The 18,542-nt window shown below is 59.2% G+C and carries 16 protein-coding genes, 1 tRNA gene and 2 pseudogenes; 9 read left to right on the top strand and 10 right to left on the bottom strand.

Annotated features, from left to right (window positions below; genetic code table 11):
- Positions 1 to 62 precede the first annotated feature (62 nt).
- Positions 63 to 1,376, top strand: a complete 1,314-nt coding sequence (locus tag AC1MEW_RS08335) for an MFS transporter (protein ID WP_480426007.1) — start codon at positions 63 to 65, stop codon at positions 1,374 to 1,376.
- 23 nt (positions 1,377 to 1,399) lie between these two features.
- Here the strand turns inward: AC1MEW_RS08335 and AC1MEW_RS08340 are convergent, their stop codons facing one another.
- A complete protein-coding gene (locus AC1MEW_RS08340) occupies positions 1,400 to 2,770 on the bottom strand; it encodes a GntT/GntP/DsdX family permease (protein WP_201206706.1) in 1,371 nt (456 codons plus the stop codon).
- Between the two features lie 331 nt (positions 2,771 to 3,101).
- Here AC1MEW_RS08340 and AC1MEW_RS08345 point away from each other — a divergent pair.
- The 3 genes and pseudogenes from AC1MEW_RS08345 to AC1MEW_RS08355 all read left to right on the top strand — a co-directional run.
- Positions 3,102 to 3,740, top strand: a pseudogene (locus tag AC1MEW_RS08345) (PAS domain-containing protein); the annotation flags it as partial.
- A gap of 156 nt (positions 3,741 to 3,896) precedes the next feature.
- A pseudogene (locus AC1MEW_RS08350) lies at positions 3,897 to 4,328 on the top strand (methyl-accepting chemotaxis protein); the annotation flags it as partial.
- Positions 4,329 to 4,479: 151 nt separating this feature from the next.
- The gene (locus tag AC1MEW_RS08355; RefSeq protein ID WP_201257104.1) at positions 4,480 to 5,085 is read left to right on the top strand and encodes a flavin reductase family protein; all 606 of its coding nucleotides are present in this window, start codon (positions 4,480 to 4,482) and stop codon (positions 5,083 to 5,085) included.
- On the opposite strand, the gene AC1MEW_RS08360 is transcribed toward AC1MEW_RS08355, so the two are convergent.
- The 3 genes from AC1MEW_RS08360 to AC1MEW_RS08370 all read right to left on the bottom strand — a co-directional run bounded on the left by AC1MEW_RS08360 (position 5,082) and on the right by AC1MEW_RS08370 (position 6,979).
- The gene (locus AC1MEW_RS08360) at positions 5,082 to 5,648 is read right to left on the bottom strand and encodes a GNAT family N-acetyltransferase (RefSeq protein ID WP_201257105.1); all 567 of its coding nucleotides are present in this window, start codon (positions 5,646 to 5,648) and stop codon (positions 5,082 to 5,084) included. The two genes, AC1MEW_RS08355 and AC1MEW_RS08360, sit on opposite strands and share 4 nt — an antisense overlap.
- 76 nt (positions 5,649 to 5,724) lie before the next feature.
- Complete coding sequence (locus tag AC1MEW_RS08365) at positions 5,725 to 6,093, bottom strand: cupin domain-containing protein (protein WP_480426010.1); 369 nt, start codon at positions 6,091 to 6,093, stop codon at positions 5,725 to 5,727.
- 76 nt (positions 6,094 to 6,169) lie between these two features.
- Entirely contained in the window at positions 6,170 to 6,979 is an 810-nt protein-coding gene (locus AC1MEW_RS08370; RefSeq protein WP_480426012.1) for an AraC family transcriptional regulator, read from the bottom strand.
- A gap of 154 nt (positions 6,980 to 7,133) precedes the next feature.
- Between AC1MEW_RS08370 and AC1MEW_RS08375 the strand changes: the two genes are divergently transcribed.
- Entirely contained in the window at positions 7,134 to 7,775 is a 642-nt protein-coding gene (locus tag AC1MEW_RS08375; protein WP_201257108.1) for a LysE family transporter, read from the top strand.
- Positions 7,776 to 7,781: 6 nt separating this feature from the next.
- Here AC1MEW_RS08375 and AC1MEW_RS08380 read toward each other — a convergent pair whose 3' ends face one another.
- On the bottom strand, positions 7,782 to 9,038 hold the full coding sequence (locus AC1MEW_RS08380) for an MFS transporter (protein ID WP_480426015.1): 1,257 nt from the start codon (positions 9,036 to 9,038) through the stop codon (positions 7,782 to 7,784).
- 123 nt (positions 9,039 to 9,161) lie between these two features.
- On the opposite strand from AC1MEW_RS08380, the gene ddlA reads away from it, so the two are divergent.
- The 3 genes from ddlA to AC1MEW_RS08395 are packed head-to-tail and all read left to right on the top strand — an operon-like array spanning position 9,162 to position 10,902.
- Positions 9,162 to 10,256 (top strand): D-alanine--D-alanine ligase, encoded by a 1,095-nt coding sequence (gene ddlA, locus AC1MEW_RS08385; RefSeq protein ID WP_480426017.1) that lies wholly within the window; start codon positions 9,162 to 9,164, stop codon positions 10,254 to 10,256.
- Positions 10,257 to 10,289: 33 nt separating this feature from the next.
- A complete protein-coding gene (locus AC1MEW_RS08390; protein WP_480426019.1) occupies positions 10,290 to 10,634 on the top strand; it encodes a gamma-glutamylcyclotransferase family protein in 345 nt (114 codons plus the stop codon).
- A gap of 43 nt (positions 10,635 to 10,677) precedes the next feature.
- Complete coding sequence (locus AC1MEW_RS08395) at positions 10,678 to 10,902, top strand: hypothetical protein (RefSeq protein WP_201257112.1); 225 nt, start codon at positions 10,678 to 10,680, stop codon at positions 10,900 to 10,902.
- 265 nt (positions 10,903 to 11,167) lie between these two features.
- Here the strand turns inward: AC1MEW_RS08395 and AC1MEW_RS08400 are convergent, their stop codons facing one another.
- The 3 genes from AC1MEW_RS08400 to ggt form a co-directional block, all read right to left on the bottom strand.
- Complete coding sequence (locus tag AC1MEW_RS08400; RefSeq protein WP_201257113.1) at positions 11,168 to 11,341, bottom strand: hypothetical protein; 174 nt, start codon at positions 11,339 to 11,341, stop codon at positions 11,168 to 11,170.
- Between the two features lie 28 nt (positions 11,342 to 11,369).
- Complete coding sequence (locus AC1MEW_RS08405) at positions 11,370 to 12,524, bottom strand: Fic family protein (protein ID WP_480426022.1); 1,155 nt, start codon at positions 12,522 to 12,524, stop codon at positions 11,370 to 11,372.
- A 243-nt stretch (positions 12,525 to 12,767) separates the two neighbouring features.
- Entirely contained in the window at positions 12,768 to 14,612 is a 1,845-nt protein-coding gene (ggt, locus tag AC1MEW_RS08410) for a gamma-glutamyltransferase (RefSeq protein WP_480426024.1), read from the bottom strand.
- A 166-nt stretch (positions 14,613 to 14,778) separates the two neighbouring features.
- On the opposite strand from ggt, the gene AC1MEW_RS08415 reads away from it, so the two are divergent.
- Positions 14,779 to 15,882 carry a DUF2817 domain-containing protein gene (locus tag AC1MEW_RS08415; RefSeq protein ID WP_201257116.1) on the top strand — a complete coding sequence of 368 codons (1,104 nt, stop codon included), beginning with the start codon at positions 14,779 to 14,781 and terminating at the stop codon, positions 15,880 to 15,882.
- Between the two features lie 131 nt (positions 15,883 to 16,013).
- On the opposite strand, the gene AC1MEW_RS08420 is transcribed toward AC1MEW_RS08415, so the two are convergent.
- Positions 16,014 to 16,090 (bottom strand) — tRNA-Met (locus AC1MEW_RS08420).
- Positions 16,091 to 16,206: 116 nt separating this feature from the next.
- The gene (locus AC1MEW_RS08425) at positions 16,207 to 18,264 is read right to left on the bottom strand and encodes a methyl-accepting chemotaxis protein (RefSeq protein ID WP_201257117.1); all 2,058 of its coding nucleotides are present in this window, start codon (positions 18,262 to 18,264) and stop codon (positions 16,207 to 16,209) included.
- Positions 18,265 to 18,542 lie beyond the last annotated feature (278 nt).

The following is an 18,542-nucleotide window of genomic DNA, read 5'->3' on the forward strand; positions in this document are numbered from 1 at the left end:
CCAGTGGCGCATTTGCGTAGACCATGGGCGCCTTGGTTTTTGCCTGTGCCAGAGTTCTTTTCATGACTGCCAATACCGAAACGCGCCCGGCGCCGTTCACCCGTGCTGACTACAAGACCCTGGGCCTTGCGGCGCTCGGCGGGGCGCTGGAAATCTACGATTTCATCATTTTCGTGTTTTTCGCCCTGACCCTCAGCCAACTGTTCTTTCCACCGGAAATGCCCGAGTGGCTGCGCTTGCTGCAAAGTTTCGGGATTTTTGTCACCGGTTACCTGGCGCGGCCGCTGGGCGGGATTCTGATGGCGCACTTCGCCGACAAACTGGGGCGCAAGAAAGTCTTCAGCCTGAGCATCCTGATGATGGCGCTGCCGTGCCTGCTGATCGGCATCATGCCGACGTACGCGCAAATCGGTTATTTCGCGCCGCTGCTGCTGTTGGCATTGCGCATCCTCCAGGGGGCGGCGGTGGGTGGTGAAGTGCCGAGCGCCTGGGTGTTCGTTGCTGAGCACGCGCCGGTCGGTCATCGCGGTTATGCGCTGGGTTTCCTGCAAGCCGGGCTGACGTTTGGCTACCTGATCGGCGCGTTGACCGCGACCTTTCTGGCGCAGGCATTCACTCCGGCAGAAATCCTTGATTACGCCTGGCGCTACCCGTTCCTGCTGGGTGGCGTGTTTGGGGTGATCGGTGTCTGGCTGCGTCGTTGGCTTAGCGAAACCCCGGTGTTCATGGCCATGCAGGCCCAGCGCGATGCGACCGTCGAACTGCCGCTGCGCACGGTTCTGCGCGAGCATCGCCTGGCCATGTGGCCGGCGATGATCCTCACCTGCGTGCTGACCTCCGCCGTGGTGGTGTTTGTGGTCATCACCCCGACCATGATGCAGAAAACCTTCGGCATGACCGCCAGTCACACCTTCGCCCTGAGTGCGCTGGGCATCGTGTTCCTGAACATCGGTTGCGTGCTTGCTGGCTTGCTCGTTGACCGCATCGGTGCCTGGCGCACGGTCATGCTTTACAGCCTGCTGCTGCCGCTGGGCATCGGCGTGCTCTACACCTGCCTGATCATTGGCGGTGACTGGATCGGTCTGGCGTACGCGATTGCCGGCCTCAGTTGTGGGGTGGTCGGCGCGGTGCCTTCGGTGATGGTCAGCCTGTTCCCGGCGCGGATTCGCGTCTCGGGGATATCCTTCACTTACAACATTGCCTACGCCGCGTGGGCGAGTATCACACCGCTGCTGTTGATCGGTCTGATGCCGTGGAGTCCGTGGATCTGCGTGATGTTCTGTACAGTGATGGGAGCAGTGGGCGTGGGCAGCGCGGCATATTTCAGCGCGCGCATGCCCCATGTCGGGAGCCGCCGCGTGGCTCCCTGTCTGTAACTATCCCGGGGACGGAGCGGCCATCACGTCAACCAATGCCACCACAACAACGTCCCGACCAACCCCACCACCGAAACGATGGTTTGCAGAATCGACCAGACCCAGATTGTCTGTTTGAGCTGCAAGCCAAAGTACTCGCGCACCATCCAGAATCCGGCGTCGTTCACGTGGCAGAAAAACACTGAACCGGCGCCAATCGCCAACGCCACCAAAGAGCTTTGCGTCGCCGCCAGTCCCGCCATCATCGGCGCCAGAATGCCCGCCGTGGTGGTGGTCGCAACAGTCGCCGAACCGGTGGCTTGACGCAACGCTACGGCGATCAACCAGGCCAGCAACAAGTACGGCATGTGCGCGCCTTCGGCGACTTTGCTGATGGTCTGGCTGATTCCGGCATCGAGCAGCGTTTGCTTCAAGCCACCACCGGCACCGATGGTCAGCAGCAACACGGCAATCGGCGCCAGGGCTTTGCGCAACGTGCCGCCCACTTGTTCACGGGGCATGCCATTGGCCCAGCCGAGGCAGATCACCGCCGCCATCACTGCAATGCCCAACGCCACCAGTGGTTCACCGAGGAATTTCAGGGTCAGGGCGACGGAGCTTTCGGGGCTCATCGCGACTTTCGCCAACGTGCTGCCGAGCATCAGCAACACCGGCAGCAGAATGATCAGCAACGACATCCCGAAACTCGGCTGGCGCGGGGCCTTGGGCGGGGCGCTAAACAGTGCGCCGAGTTCCGCTGGCTCATCGACGTGCATGCGTTTCGACAGCCAGTTGCCGTAGATCGGGCCGGCCAGAATCACCGCCGGAATGGCGATGCTGAAACCCAGCAACATGGTCAGGCCCAGGTCGGCGTGCAACGCGCTAACCGCAATCAACGGCCCTGGATGCGGCGGCATCAAGGCGTGCAACGTGGTCATCCCGGCCAGCGCCGGAATGGCGATCTTCAGCAACGGCTGACCCGAACGGCGCGCCATCACAAAGATGATCGGCACCATCATCACCAGCCCGACTTCGAAAAACAGCGGCAGGCCAATCACCATCGCCACCAGCGCCATGACCCACGGCAAGGATTTGCCTTTGCCCAGGCCAAGCAGGGTCGAGGCGATGCGGTCGGCGGCGCCGGATTCGGCCATCAACGCACCGAGCATCGATCCGAGGGCAATGATGATCCCCGCTTCACCAAGAATCGCCCCCGCGCCTTTGCTAAACGCTTTGGCCACATCTTCGGGCGGCAATCCAGCGCCAACACCGGCAATGAACGTACCAATCAAAATCGAAAGAAAGGGCGGGAGTTTGGTGGCGCTGATCAACACGATAATCGTGGCAATCGCCAGCAGGCAGCAAAGGATCAAACGGGTGTCGTGAACCATCCAGGCAGCGGTCGATAAATCCAAAACGGGACTCCTTATCGGGCAGATACCGTCGCAACATGTTGTTGCAATTTGTTCGGAGAATACCTGATATGGGTGGGGCAGAGCGCTGGGTTTTGTAACCGGCTCGCAGGGGAGTTCGGCAAACTAAATGGCACGCGGCCATTATTTTTGTAGGACAAACCCAAAACACTCTTTAGAAAATATCCCGACGGCCGATGGTTAGGCTGTATGCCGCTTTCTACCCAGCCCTCGGTGCTTTCCCATGTTCAATAAACGCTTGAAGCAGGAGCTGTCCGCTCTTCGCGAAGAACTCTCCAGCCTCCTGCAAGTGAAGGACAGTCTGGAAAGCGAGATGCTGGTCCTGACGCTCGAACCGGACGGGCGGATTCAATCGGTCAACCAGAATTTCCTCGGCGAGATGCTCTACAAGAGCAACGATCTGATCGGGCGGCAGATCGAAGACATCGTGCCGGCTCATGTGAAATCCGACGAATTCCACAACCGCTTCAAGACTGCGCTGACCCGTGGCGAGCATTTTGCCGGCACCGTGCGTCTGCTGCGCGGCAATGGCGTCGAGGCCTGGCTGCGTTCGATCGTGCAACCTGTGCGTTCGGCGGACGGTCGCATCAAACACTTCTCGATTTACTCCAGCGACCTGACCCGCACCATCGAAGCCTCCCGCGAGCACGAGAACCTGATCGGCGCGCTGGTGCGTTCGACGGCGGTGATCGAATTCGACCTCAACGGCAATGTGCTGACCGCCAATGATCGGTTCCTCAGCGGCATGGGTTACAGCCTGGCGCAGATTCAGGGCAAACATCACCGCACCTTCTGCTTTCCCGAGGAGTACAACAGCGCCGAGTATCAGAACTTCTGGCGCCGTCTGAATAGCGGCGAGTTTGTGGCCGAGCGTTTCAAGCGCCTCGACAGCCATGGTCGTACGGTCTGGCTGGAGGCGTCCTACAACCCGGTGGTCGATGCCAACAACAAACTCTACAAAGTGGTGAAGTTCGCCACGGTGATTACCGATCAGGTGAATCAGGAGCAAGCGGTTGCCGAAGCGGCCAACATTGCCTACAGCACCTCGCTGCAAACCGACAACAGCGCCCAGCGCGGCACGGCGGTGGTCACTCAGGCCGTGAGCGTGATGCGCGACCTGGCCAAGCACATGCAAACCGCCGGTGAAGGCATCGAAGCCTTGAACGAGCAGTCGCTGGTGATCGGCACCATCGTCAAGACCATCAGCGGCATTGCCGAGCAGACCAACCTGTTGGCGCTCAACGCGGCCATCGAAGCGGCGCGTGCCGGTGAACAGGGCCGGGGTTTTGCTGTGGTGGCGGACGAAGTCCGGCAATTGGCGTCGCGCACCAGCCAGGCCACGGACGAAATTGTCGGTGTCGTGCGGCAGAACCAGGACATGGCGCGCAACGCCGTAAGCCTCATGACCGACGGCAAACTTCAGGCCGAACAGGGCCTGGCGCTGGCAGCAGAAGCGGGCACGGTGATTGTCGAGATTCAGGATGGCGCGCAGAAAGTGGTGAACGCGGTTGGGCAGTTTGCCAATCAGCTGTCGACTTGATTCGCAGGCTTAAAGAAGTAAACGCGAAAAGATCGCAGCCCTGTAGGAGCTGCCGAAGGCTGCGATCTTTTCATAACGACACCACCGTATCTCGTCATGGCCTGCATCACGGTTCCCGCTACAATCGGCGATTTCCCCGGAGCAGACTTCCATGACCGTTTCCCATCGCCGTCCTGTGCCGTTGTCCAAGGCTTATCGTCTGCTCAATCACGGGCCGACTGTGCTGGTCAGCGCAGCCCACGATGGCCAGCGCAATATCATGGCCGCTGCCTGGGCGATGCCGCTGGATTTTGAACCGCCGAAAATCGCCGTGGTGCTGGACAAGTCCACCTGGACCCGGCAACTGCTGGAAGCCTCGGGCACGTTCGTGGTGAACGTGCCTTGCGCCGCCCAGGCCGACATCGTCCAGACCGTTGGCTCGACGTCTGGCCTGGAATTAACCCAAGGACAAGGCCAAGACAAGTTCCAGGCCTATGGCTTGCAGACTTTTAGCGGCGAGCTGATCGAGGCGCCGATGCTTGAAGGTTGCGTTGCATGGCTGGAATGCCGGTTGCTGCCGGAGCCGCACAATCATCAGCAGTACGACCTGTTTCTGGCCGAGGTGATTGCCGCCCAGGCCGATGAACGTGTATTCAGCGATGGCCGCTGGCACTTCGAAGGGCAAGACGCATTGCGCACGCTGCACCATGTCGCTGGTGGGCACTTCCTGAAGATTGGCGACCCGGTGGATGGCAAAGCGCTGGGCGAGTCTGACTAAGGAACGCTGATCGACGACGGTTCAAACTCTGCGCGCAACAACGAAAGTTGCAGCAAGTCGTGATGTTCACCCAGCCAGAAACCTGCCTGACGAAGCCGTCCTTCCTGGACGAAACCCAAGCGTTCGAGCAACTTTAAACACGCTTGGTTCTCAGGGTGGACGGTGGCCTCGATCCGATTGAGCTGCATCTGCTCAAACCCCCTGACCAGCGTGGCTTGCAGCGCTTCGGACATGATGCCTTTGCCGAAGGCCGACTGCCCGAGCGCGAAACCCAGTGAGCAGCTTTTCCACTCTCGGTTCCATTTGAACAGGCCGCAATTGCCGAGCAACTCTTCGTGCTCTTTGTACTGAATGCCCCAGCGAATACCGGGGTTCGGTAGCGTGCGCGATTCGGCGAAGGTGTCGACTAATGCCTGGGCCTGGGCGATTTCGGTAATGGGGTCCATGCCAAACCAGCGCATGGCCTGCTGATTACCGTGAATCGCCAGCAGTGCCGACGCATCGGCGCTTACGATTTCGCGTAGCCGCAGACGCGGGGTTTCGAGGCTCGGGAAGTTGCTCATGGAATGTCCTTATTCTTCGGCCGGGAAGTCGGTCAAGTGATCGCCGCGGTCACAGTCTGCGCATTTTCAGTGTTTTTCAAATCCACAGATCATTCACCGCCGTACGTTCACCTCCCTCGCTTCCGGTGTTCAGCACGCCTTTGGGTTCAATCAACAGCAGTTTCACTTGCTGTTCAGCCGACGGTTTGTGCTCGACGCCCTTGGGCACGACGTACATTTCTCCCGCCGAAATCAGCACGTGACCGTCGCGAAAGTCGATGCGAAGTTGCCCCTCAAGGACGATGAAGGTTTCGTCGGTATCCTGGTGATCGTGCCAAATGAAATCCCCCAGCAGCTTCACCACTTTGAACTGGTAATCGTTCATTTCAGCAACGACCCGAGGTGACCAGTGCTGGTCGATCAGGTCGATTTTCTGTGCGAAATTCAGGCTTTTGTAAGTGTTCATTCGGTGGCGCTCCGGGTTGATTTCGGGCCCACGATAACCAGCGCGTCGATGTGATTCTTGAACGATTGTGCGTGACTCAGCGCCGGTGCATTTTCATCCAGCGGGCCGGTGACAGGCCGTAGGTTTTGCTGAACTGCCGGGTCATGTGGCTCTGGTCGGTGAAGCCGGCGATCAGGGCGGCGCTGACCAGTGACTGGCCCTGAATCAGCAATGAGCGGACCAGGTCCAGGCGGCGCATGGTCAGGTAACGGTAAGGGCTGGTGCCGAACAGCAGACGGAAATCCCGCGACAGGCTCCAGCGATCCCGACCGCTGTGTTGCGCCAGTTCGTCCAGGGTCACGGGGCGATCCAGTGCACTGTGCATGAACACCCGGGCGCGCTCCGCCGCCACATAGTCGAAGCCCTGGCGCTTGCTGGACGTGCCGGACACTGCGCTCAAGGCGTGCGCCAGATCGAACAGCGCGTCCTGTTCCTCCAGTGGATCGAGTGGGTCATCCAGGCTGCGCATCAACACATCGGTGGCCGCGAACAGGCGCGGATCGGTGGACAGGCCGGTCTTGATAAACGGCAGCGGTTGGCCGCCTAGGATCTGCTGGATCAGCGCCGGTTCGATGTACATCATTCGGTATTGGAAACCGATATCGCTGCCGGCCTCGCCATCGTGGACTTCATCCGGGTGCAGCACCAGTGTGCCGCCCGGCTGACTGTGACGCCGACTGCCGCGATATTGAAAACTCTGCACGCCGGCCAGGGTTCGGCCGATGGCATAGGTGTCGTGGCGGTGGAGTTCGTAGCCGTGACCCGCAAAAAACGCCTCGATACGCTCCAGCCCGCCAACGTTAGGCGCGCGATGGAACCAGTCGCTGGGTGGCGTGTGCTTGACCATGATGCTGTTGTCTTGAACTTAGATGCAGAACACGTTAACCCAGTGCCAACCCGTCTGTCTGCTGATGGATAGAGTCGCCAGGACAAGTGGAAATCAGTCAGCAAATATTGCAATGTACTGAACACTCTCTGAAGCCAAGCAGGCGACCCTTCCCATGGAAATCACTCACCTGAGTTACGCGGCACCCTTGTTGTCATTGGCGCTGTTGTGGACCGTCGCGGTGGTGACGCCCGGCCCCAACTTCTTCAACACCGCACAACTGGCCGCCAGTTGCTCTCGCAAGCATGGCGTAGTGGCTGCGCTGGGCGTCGCCACGGGCACGGTGCTGTGGGGATTGGCCGGTGGCCTGGGCATCAAGTCGCTGTTCAGCGCGGCACCGACGCTTTATCTGACGTTCAAGATTGCCGGTGGCTGTTACCTGATCTATCTGGGCTTGAAGCAGTTCAAGCGCAAACCGGCAGCGCTGTCAGGCGCTCACGATCCGCTGAATGGGGCAGGGCGTACGCTGCTGTCGGCCTATGGTCGCGGCTTTGTCGGCAACATGACCAACCCCAAGGCTGCGCTGTTCGTCGCGACGATTTTCGCCACTGCCATGCCGGCCTCACCGCCGCCGATGTTGCTGGCGCTGGCGGTGCTGACCATGGCAAGCCTGTCGTTCAGTTGGTATTGCAGCGTCGCGCTGCTGTTTGCCAGCCGCCGGGTCGCGGGCGTTTATGAGCGTTCACGCAAGTGGCTCGACCGTTTTGCCGGCAGTTGCTACTTGCTGTTTGGTGCGCATTTGGTGGCCAATCGCTGAAGCGTGTCAGGTCAGTGCCGTGGCTTTATCCGGCGATGGACGGGCGGCGGCGGGTGTCCGATTCAGCGTCTCGGGCATGGCCACGACAAGCAACACAAGGGCTGTCGCCGCCACCGCCGCCAGGGTCAGGAATGCCGCGCTGTAGCCTGCCTGCTGAACCACCAGTCCGGCTAGTCCATTGCTCAGTGCGGCGCCCAGGCCAAATACCGTCGACAGCGCACCCAGGCTTACATTGAAGCGCCCGGTGCCTTGGGTCAGGTCCTTGATCACCACCGGAAACAATGCGCCGAAGATCCCGGCACCGACACCGTCCAGCAATTGCACGGCCACCAGCCAGTACGGATCGTCCGACAGGGTATAAAGCACCCCGCGCAACGGCAGGATCAGGAAACCGGCGAGCAGCAACGGCTTGCGTCCCCACACATCGGCCTTCCATCCCACCAGCAAGGCCACCGGCACCATCACCAATTGCGCGGCGACGATGCAGGCAGATGTCAGTGGCGTGGCCATCTGCAAATTCACCAGGGACAATTTCTGACTCACCAGCGGCAGCATTGCTGCGTTCGCGAGGTGAAACAGCCCACAGCAAATACCGAATATCAGCAGTGGCCGGTTGTGCAGCAAAACATTCAGTCCGGAGGGCTGTTCGCCATGGGCCGGCCCTTGCGGGTCGAAGCCTCGCGCTACGTCGTGATCGATGGCGTGGGGTGAGATGAAGCTGATGGCGATCACGCTGGCCAACGCCATCACGGCCATCAGGTAAAACACCGCCACCGGGCCGAACAAATAGGCAAAACCACCAGCCAGCAGCGCCGCGACAGCATTCCCCGCATGGTTAAAGGTTTCATTGCGCCCGGTGCGGCGGGTAAAGGCCCGAGGGCCGGTAATGCCCAGCGAAACAGCGGAAATGGCCGGTGCGAACACCGAGGCCGCGACGGCGCTCAAGGACTGGGTCAGGGCCACCCAAGTGAACGAGGTAATGAACGGCAGCACCAGGCAACTCACCGTCACCAACAACGCGGCCACGATGATCACCCCACGCTTGCGCCGGGTGCGGTCGATCAGCGCACCCGCCGGGGTTTGGGTCAGCAGCGCGGCGATCCCGGCGAGGGTCATCACCAGACCGATACTCGCCGGGTCCCAGTGATGCACGGCCAGCAAATAAATCGCCAGGTACGGCCCGAGCCCGTCGCGTACATCGGCGAGAAAGAAGTTGAGCCCGTCCAGGGAGAGGCCATTGCGACGATCGGTAGGTGCGTTCAAGGGCGGTCTCTGGGTGACGGGATGCGCATTAGCAATGACTGCTTGGGGCTGCGCGAAGTTTCAGTCTTTAACTTCGGCGCTTTGCCATGGTATGAAACAGCACGTTCACAATGAGGCCAGGTAATGAGCAAGCTGCGGGTAGGGATTATTTTCGGGGGCCGTTCGGCAGAGCATGAAGTGTCGCTGCAATCGGCGAAAAACATTGTCGATGCACTGGACCGTTCGCGCTTCGAACCGGTGCTGATCGGTATCGACAAACAAGGCCATTGGCACCTCAACGATCCGTCCAACTTCCTGCTCAACCAGGAAAATCCGGCCCTGATCGCTCTCAACCAATCCAATCGAGAACTGGCGGTGGTGCCGGGCAAGGCCAGTCAGCAATTGGTTGAAACGTCGAGCCAGGAGCTGCTGGGCCATGTGGATGTAATTTTCCCGATTGTCCACGGCACCCTCGGCGAAGACGGCTGCCTGCAAGGCTTGCTGCGCATGGCAGATTTGCCGTTTGTTGGCTCCGATGTGCTGGGTTCTGCCGTGTGCATGGACAAGGACATCAGCAAGCGCCTGCTGCGTGACGCCGGGATTGCGGTCACACCGTTCGTGACGTTGAACCGTGCCACCGCCGCGCGTACCGGGTTCGCCGAGGTGCACGGCAAACTCGGCCTGCCGCTGTTCGTCAAACCGGCGAATCAGGGTTCTTCGGTGGGCGTGAGCAAAGTGAGCAACGAAGCCGAATACACAGCAGCCGTTGAATTAGCGTTGGGCTTCGACGAAAAAGTGCTGATCGAATCCGCCGTCAACGGTCGCGAGATCGAATGCGCGGTGCTCGGTAACGACCAGCCGATCGCCAGTGGCTGTGGCGAGATCGTGGTGCGCAGCGGGTTCTATTCCTACGACAGCAAATACATCGACGACCAGGCCGCCGAAGTAGTGGTGCCGGCCCACATCAGTGTTGAAGCGAGCGAACGTATTCGCGCCCTGGCCGTCGAGGCATTCCAGGTGCTCGGCTGTTCCGGGTTGGCGCGGGTCGATGTGTTCCTGGCCGAAAGCGGCGAAGTATTGATCAACGAGATCAACTCGCTGCCAGGCTTCACCCGCATCAGCATGTATCCCAAACTGTGGCAGGCCACCGGCATGAGCTACAGCGAATTGGTCAGCCGCTTGATCGACCTGGCGTTGGAGAAACATCACGCGCGGCAGACGTTGAAAATCAGCCGCTAGGCTGTGTCTAAAAACTCAATCAAGGATGTATCGATGACGGCTTCAACTGTTTACCTGTTTTCCTACGGCACCTTGCAGGACAAAGCCGTGCAACTGGCCAACTTCGGCCGCGAACTGACCGGCAGCGCCGACGCGATGCTGGGGTATGAGCAATCCTGGGTGGAAATCACCGACCCCGAAGTGTTGGCCACCAGCGGCAAGACCCATCACCCGATTCTGCGCCCCGGTAGCGACAGCAGCGCGCCGATTCCCGGGATGGTGTTTCAGATCACACCTGAAGAACTGGTGGCTGCTGATAGCTATGAAGTGTCGGACTACCAGCGCGTTAGTGTGGTGCTGGAGTCCGGGATTGAAGCATGGGTGTATGTGAGCGTGTAGTTGCGTAGGGCGCGTTATTCATCTAGATCAAGGAAGACTTTAAATGGACCAACAAATCCATGATGTGTTGAAGTACATATACGAGCGTAATGAGGTTGAAGCGCGAGTGTTGATGTCACTTATGGTGCGGAAGACTGGAGATCATCGGGGTTTCTACCCCATGGCTGCGTTGATAGCCGACGGATTCATCGGCTTTTCTGGCCCAATTCCTAAGGCTGGAGAGAAAGACGCCCCCCTTAATCCGATTGATGCCTATCAACTTTCATGAGTATTGCAGTGTTACTTTCAAGGTTCCGGTCATCAGAATTACGGTGGTGTTGGAATTTTCACTGACGAAGGGCATGACTCCACATTTTTCATTGCTGCTAAAGGATTGCTCTATTTTCATGAGTACCTGGAGCGGCGACGTGGCTGGTGGTTAGCTCCAGGCTTGGGACTTGCCGCGTCCGTAACTGCGGGCTGCATTACAGGGTGGCTTGTGACCTTTTTCAAATGATCTGGTTGAAAGGTCAAGTTCGTTGAGAAAATCTATTTCAAGGGAGCGGGCTCGTAACCTGAACAGTTTCATGGTTTTCAATCAGTTTGATCATTAATTCAAATCGTTCGGCTTCAGGAGTGCCCGGTTCTGGCTCATTATCAAATTGCAAGGAAATCTCCTTTAGTGCTGAGCGATACTCCTGTTCGTTTGAGAGATCTAGGGTGTTCAACGTGCAGATCTTTTTGGTAGTTTTTGTTTTATGGATTTTCCAGTGGCGCAGGAATAAACCCTTGCTCTCTAAGGCTTTTTACTACGCCTCGGATCAGGTAGTTATTTGAGAAGCCAATGGTGTACTGTCTTGCTCCTTCGCTGATAGGCAGAAGCATCCCTTGGCTAACAAGTTTTTTGATGAGATAAGTGCGTTGCCCTGCTGATTGGCCCGGTAATGCTGTTGCGAGATCAGCAGACTTAACGACTCCTTCAATGATCGCTTTATCCAGTACAGCCTCTTCCGTTTTGGTGATCCATTCACGCTGACGAGCGAATGCAACGGCGGGCGTAAGAATCGAGTGCTTGAGGTAGGTGTAGTCGGTTAGACGATCAACTTTGGCAATCTCCTCCTTCACCCCTTCCAACACATAGGTACACCATGCTTCCAGGCCTACTGTAGTGCCGGTGTCAGCAACGCCTAGCATTTCGTAATAGCGCTCTCGGTCGTTACAGAAAACGGCTGTTGGATTTAGCACTCTTCCGCCAGTGTTTACGTTAAATCCGTACTTCATCAGGAGTGCATAAGTGAGCAGTCTCACCACGCGACCATTGCCATTCCCGAACGGGTGAATCCATCCAAACCTATGGTGAGCCAAGGCGACTTTCATCAGATCGTATTTGGGCAGGTCATCGTGGTTAACGAAAGCCACCAGTTCTTGCATGTATCCCGGGACCTGAAAGGCTTCGGGTGGAAGATGCTGCGACTGTGCAATACGAACAGGGGTCTGGCGATAAGCACCTGGAGTTCTGTCACCTTCGCGCTCTAACTCCTGGACGGTCATCGCGTGGATTTCGCGAATGATCCGTTCTGTCAGAGGCTCACCCGGTTGCATGATTTCCTCGATGTAACCCATGGCTTTTTCGATATTGGCTACTTCGCGCAGTTGGTCGCTATCTGTCGCTTTTCCCTCGATTTTGTTGTCGAGGTAGTCAGCCAGGGTCGTGTGATTTCCTTCTATTCGCGCTGATCCCAAGCTTTCCAAAGTATGAAAAATAGCCTTGAGCTGAAAAAAAACAGGAGCAGGGGTATCGCCTTTAAGCCTGAGTCGGCGGAGGTGCTCCAGTTCACTCAGCACATCAACCAGCGGGGAGTCGAATGTTGGATTAAGCAGCTGAAGCTCATGGTGAGAAAATTCTGGCATGTGAAAATTATCTCTAGGTTTGCGGAAGATTATCTCTAATGAGGTCCTCAATAGGCCCTATTTATAAGGCCATTTATTACTTCGGTGTGAAAATTATCTCTATTCGTTCTCTGCGTTAAGTCAAAAACTGTAAGCAGATAAATGAAAAAATACGGTTGGTGGCGGCGTGCTCCACTCGAATCGTGGTGAGTAACAAAAAAAGGCCTACCTCCCGGTAAGCCCTTTCTCATTCCAGCGTACGACTCAATCCCCCAGCGCTTCCCCCTCACGCCGCGGATCCGCCCCGCCCGCCAACGACGCTTTCCCCTGCGCATCCTTCACCCGAACAATCGCCTGGGTTCCGCTGGTCATGTCGATTTCGTTCACCGCATGCCCCTTGTCTTTCAACGCCTGAATCAGCGCCGTGCTGAACTGCCCTTGTTCCAGTTCGGTCGGGCCGTTGCGGCTGCCGAAGTTGGGCAGGCTGATGGCGGCTTGTGGGTCGAGGTTCCAGTCGAGCAGGCCGATGGTGGATTTGGCGACGTATTCGATGATTTGCGAACCGCCAGGAGAACCGACGGTGGCGAGGAATTCGCCGTTCTGGCGGTCGAAGATCAGGGTCGGCGCCATGGACGAGCGTGGGCGTTTGCCCGGTTCGACGCGGTTGGCGACTTTCTGGCCGTTCTCTTCGGGGATGAATGAGAAGTCGGTCATCTGATTGTTGAGCATGAAGCCCTGGACCATCAGGTGCGAGCCGAATGCGGCTTCGACGGTGGTGGTCATGGACACCGCCCCACCCTCGTCATCGACGGCTACCACTTGCGAGGTGGAGATGCGCAGCGGCGAACGGTCCGGTGCGTAGGCCACTTGAATCCCCGGCGGTGTGCCGGGTTTGGCCGTGGCCATGCTGCGGTCGCCGATCAGGGCGGCGCGGCTGGCGAGATAAGCCGGGTCGACCAGGCCTTTGACCGGCACTGGCACGAAATCGGTGTCGGCGACGTATTGCGCGCGGTCGGCGTAGGCCAGGCGTTCGGCTTCGGAGATCAGGTGCACGGCTTCAGGCGCCGGTTCGATGCCCGCCGGTTTTGTGGTCTTGAGCGGTTTGAGCGGCGCCAGGGCAAAGCGCGGGTCGCGGGTTTCGAGGGCTTGCAAGGTGCCGAGGATCTGCGCCACGGCAATTCCGCCCGATGACGGCGGCGGCATGCCGCAGACCTGCCAGCGTTTGTAGTCGGTGCACAGCGGCGCGCGCTCTTTGGCCTTGTAGCCTTGAAGATCATTCAGCGACAAGCTGCCGGGGTTTTTATGGCCCTGGACCTTGGCGACGATTTCTTCGGCAATCGGCCCTTTGTACAACGCATCGGGACCTTCGTTGGCGATGCGTTTAAGCACGGCCGCCAGTGCCGGGTTTTTCAGCAGCGTGCCGACGGCTTTCGGGCTGCCATCGGCATTCATGAAATACGCCATCATGTCCGGCGAACGCTGCATCGACGAGTCCGAAGCGATCAACTGATTCAGGCGCGGTGAGATCGCAAAGCCTTGTTCGGCGAGTTTGATCGCCGGCTCGAACAGCTTCGCCCATGGCAGGCGACCGTGTTTTTGATGGGCCAGTTCCAGTGCCCGCAACACCCCCGGCGTGCCGACGGAGCGACCGCCAATCTGCGCCTGGGTGAACGGCATCGGCTGCCCGTCGGCCTGCAGGAAAAGCTTTTCGGTGGCGCCGGCCGGTGCAGTTTCGCGCCCATCGTAGGTGCGCACGTTCTTGCCGTCCCACAACACAATCAACGCGCCGCCACCGATGCCGGACGATTGCGGCTCCACCAGCGTCAGCACTGCTTGCATCGCGATAGCGGCATCAATCGCCGAACCGCCCTGACGCAGCATCTCCCGCCCGGCAGCGGCCGCCAGCGGATTGGCCGCGGCCGCCATGTGTTTCGAGGCGTAGCGGGTCTGCAGGTCGGTGCGGAAACCGGTAGCGGCTTCCGGGGCGACCGGCAAGGTCGAGACCGAAGGCGAGGAGGGCGGAGCGTTGCAGGCGGTGAGGGTTAATGCGGTGGCGATCAGCGACAGGGCTGACAGGCGATAGCGACTCAAGTGGAAGGCTGAGAACACGCGGGGCACTCCGTCCGTGGGATAAAAGATTGTGGGACTTTATCGGCCGACAGAGTGGGACGCAAACCGTGTCCTGCAGCCAAGGCACTTTTGTCCTTCATCAACGGGACAATTTTCTGTAGGGTCGAGGTCAACAGTGCGGCCAGAAAACCAACAAGAGGCAGACATGCAGACCGAGTTTCCTACCCAGCCAAGTTACCGTGGGCTCCGTGAGCAATTCCTGGCAGCGGCCACCGCTGCCGGCGCGACGTTGACCGAATATCCGCATCCACTCAAAGGGCCGTTCGGTGAATCGTTGAGCACTGATGTGGCGGTACTCGGTGACCCGGGCGCCAAGCGTCTGCTGATTGCGCTGAGCGGGACCCACGGGGTCGAAGGCTTCTATGGCTCGGGGTGTCAGACCAAATGGTTGCAGGATTTGGGCAAGCGTTCGCTGCCGGCCGATGTGGCGGTGGTGATGATCCATCTGATCAACCCGTGGGGCACCGCGTGGCTGCGTCGGGTCAATGAAGACAACATCGACCTCAACCGCAATCACCTGAACTTCGAGCGGCCATTGCCGGACAACCAGGCCTACGCCGCGCTGCATGAGATTTATGCCAGCACCGAACTGCATGGCCCAGAGCGTGAGCGCGCCGATGCTTTGCTTGAGGCGCAGATCAATGAGCATGGCTGGCCGGCGGTGATGTCGATTGTCGAAGGCGGGCAGCACAGTCATCCTGATGGCTTGTTCTATGGTGGTCTGGCGCCGAACTGGTCGAACCGCATGCTGCACCAGATCATTCAGAAACACGTCGCCCATGCTGATGTCGCGATGTGCTTTGACTTGCACACCGGGGCGGGTGAGTACGGTCATCCGATGTTGCTGACCATTACCGAAGCGGCCTATCCGGCGCTGGCAGATGCCCAGGCCATTTATGGCCCATGGCTCTACACCTTGCACACCGGCGCCAACACCACCAGCGAAACCGGGGTGGCGGCGACCGCAACGGGTTACACCTCGCAGGCGTTGCTCAATGCTTTGCCGAACGTGCGATTGATGCCGTTTGTGATTGAGTGCGGGACGTATCCGGGGGCCGACGTTCATCGGCATTTGCGCGATGACCATTGGCTGCATCTGCATGGCAATCCGAGTGATGCGGTGGGGCGCGGGATAAAGCTCAATCTGCTGGAGCAGTTCTATCCGGCCGACACTGACTGGCAGTCCATGGTCTGGCTGCGCACCTGGCAGATTTGGGAGCGAGGGCTGTCCGCGTTGGCGACGCTTTGATACTGATCCGGTTCTCTGGAATTAGCGTTAGCGGAGAACCGGAATCCTGCGCATCTGCAGCTCTGCGCTAACGGTACTTTTCTCGAGGCATAAAAAAACGGCCTACCTTTCGGTAAGCCGTTTTTAGTACTTGGTGGCTACACAGGGACTTGAACCCCGGACCCCAGCATTATGAATGCTATGCTCTAACCAACTGAGCTATGTAGCCAAGTGGCGCGCATTATTGGCTCGTAACGACGATGTGTCAAGCGTAAATCTAAAATATTTCTCTACGCTTTCAACTGCTTATCGCCCCGGCCCGAAAAATCGAGGCAGGGCGGGGTCTCAACGCAGCTGAAATCTGCCGGTATTGGCGCTCAAGGCCTTGCTGCCCTGGCTCAAGGTGTCTGCCGCGAGGTTCACTGCACGCGCGCCTTCCAGCAATCTGACGGCGGCTTGATCGACCTGCTGGATGTTGCCGCTGACCTCATCAGCCGTGCTCGCTTGTTCTTCGACAGCGGTGGCGATTTGCGCCAGGGTGTCGGTGACGCTCTGCACGGCGCTGGCGATTTCTCCCAGGCGTTCGCCCAGGCCAGTGACGGCTTCTGCGTCGGACTGAGCCTGTCCGCAGGCCGCTTCCATCAGACTTACCGCTTCATTCACCGTGCTACGCAGGCTGTCGACGGTGCCGGCGATCTGCGCGGTGGAAGACTGGGTGCGTTGGGAAAGACTGCGCACTTCATCGGCCACCACGGCAAAGCCGCGACCTTGCTCACCCGCGCGAGCGGCTTCGATGGCGGCGTTGAGCGCCAACAGGTTGGTTTGCTCGGCGACGCCCCGAATGGTGTCGACCACCAATTGAATCTGTTGCCCTTGCTCACTGACTCGGCCCAACGCCGCAGCCGTGTCGTTGAGCCGCTGATTGAGCTGCTGAATACTCGCCGTGGTGCGTTGGCTGTCGCGGCTGCTGTCGGCGGCGATGCGTTGAGTGTGTTGCGCGCTGCCGGACGCTTGTTCACAACTCTGGGCGACCCCTTGCGAGGTGGCGGCCAGTTGCGTGGCGGCAGCGGCGATCTGGCTGATCTGAATTTGCTGAGCCTCGACTTCCCCCAACGCGCCGCTGGAGTGATCGTTGAGGGTGCGCACGGCATTGCTCAACTGCAAGGTCTCGTGATCGACCCCCAGCAAACTGTTGCGTAATTGCACCACGGCGACATTGAGCGCGGTGCTGATTGCCGCCAGTTCGTCGCGACCTTGTACCGGCACTTGCAGGCTCAGGTTGCCGTCGCGCAAGGCTTCGGCCAGCACGGTGATGCCGCTGGCGCTGCGACGGATCGAGGCCTGCAAGCACACGAACAGGTACAGCGCGGCCAACAACAGGCAACCCAGGATCGTCGCCACCAGGATGAATTGGCGGATGGCTGAGGTGTGGTAGTAATCCAGGCGTTGATCCAGCGACACCAGCGATTGCTGGCGTAGCGAGGCGAGGTCGGTGAGCAGCGAGTCGAGGTTGCGTTCGAAGTCATCCGGCTTGAGATTGATGCTGCCGCCGAACACGCCGTCGTCGAGGACTTTCAGGCTCGCGTCCAAATGTTTGAGGCTGTCATGGTACTGCCCGGCCCAGGTTTGCAGGGCGCTGGGCAGTCGTGCTTCCAGCAGGCTGGCAGTTTTAACAAGCTGCTCGCGGGCATCACCGATGCGACCGCGCAAATCCCGCAGTTGCAGACGGCTTTGCAGGGTGAACTGGCCGGATACCACCGACGCCTGGCCAACCGCCGCGAGGCGTCCGACCCGTTCGATCAGGTCTGGTGCGTGTTGGGTGGAGATCTGGGTCAGCAAATAGGTTTCAAGCCATGGCGCCAGGGTCAGGCGGTTGTCCATGGTGATCTGTTCGCGCAGGGCTTGCAGGGCGCTCAAGGCGTTGGTGAAGCGATCGTAACCGTCCGGCCACCAACCGACGCTGCTCAGGCTTTTTGAGTCGAGGCTGTTGAGGGCAGTTTGCAGGGCTTGATAGCGGGTCAGGGTTTCACCCTCGGCGCCTTCGGTTTTCAGGGCATTGCCCAGGTCCGAAGTGGCTTGGGCGACGGCAGGCTGCACCGCGTCGAACGCGCCCATGGCGGCGATTGTGGCGGGTGTCGGCTGGCGATTGGTTTCGGTGGCGCGCCAGCGGGCGGCGCGGTCACGCTGAGCGGCGAGCAGGTTGTCGAGCGCATCCAGGGCAAGCAGCTGGCGAACCCCGGCACGTTCGCCGGAAATCAGTTGGAGTTTGTCGCGATAGTCTTGGCCGATCATCCACAGGCTGCCGGCCAGCGGCAGGATAAACAGCAGAAACAGCAGCTGAAATTTGCGTGCGAAACCGAAACGCCCCAGCAGCCCGATCCCCGGTGATAAAAAAGCCTGCATGCCCCATGACTCCTCTGGACACCACGCACCATTGGCGTGCGCCGTGGTCGTTGCGACCGCGACTTGTGCCCTCTAAAAGGCCTCGAAAGTTCACCCTCGCCAGCTCGGTAGGCTGACTCTGTAGCGAAACTTCCCATTCTCGGTCGCCTTTGTAAGGCGGCCGCGTTGAAGGGGTTTAGCAAGGCAAGATTCAGACCATGGCGTTGCGCTATCACCCGTTCAGCGATGAACGTCGAGGTCGTTAGCAGGCTAAGGGGATGGCGCTGCTGCACTGAAAA

The organism is Pseudomonas sp. ASL4, from assembly GCF_056680395.1.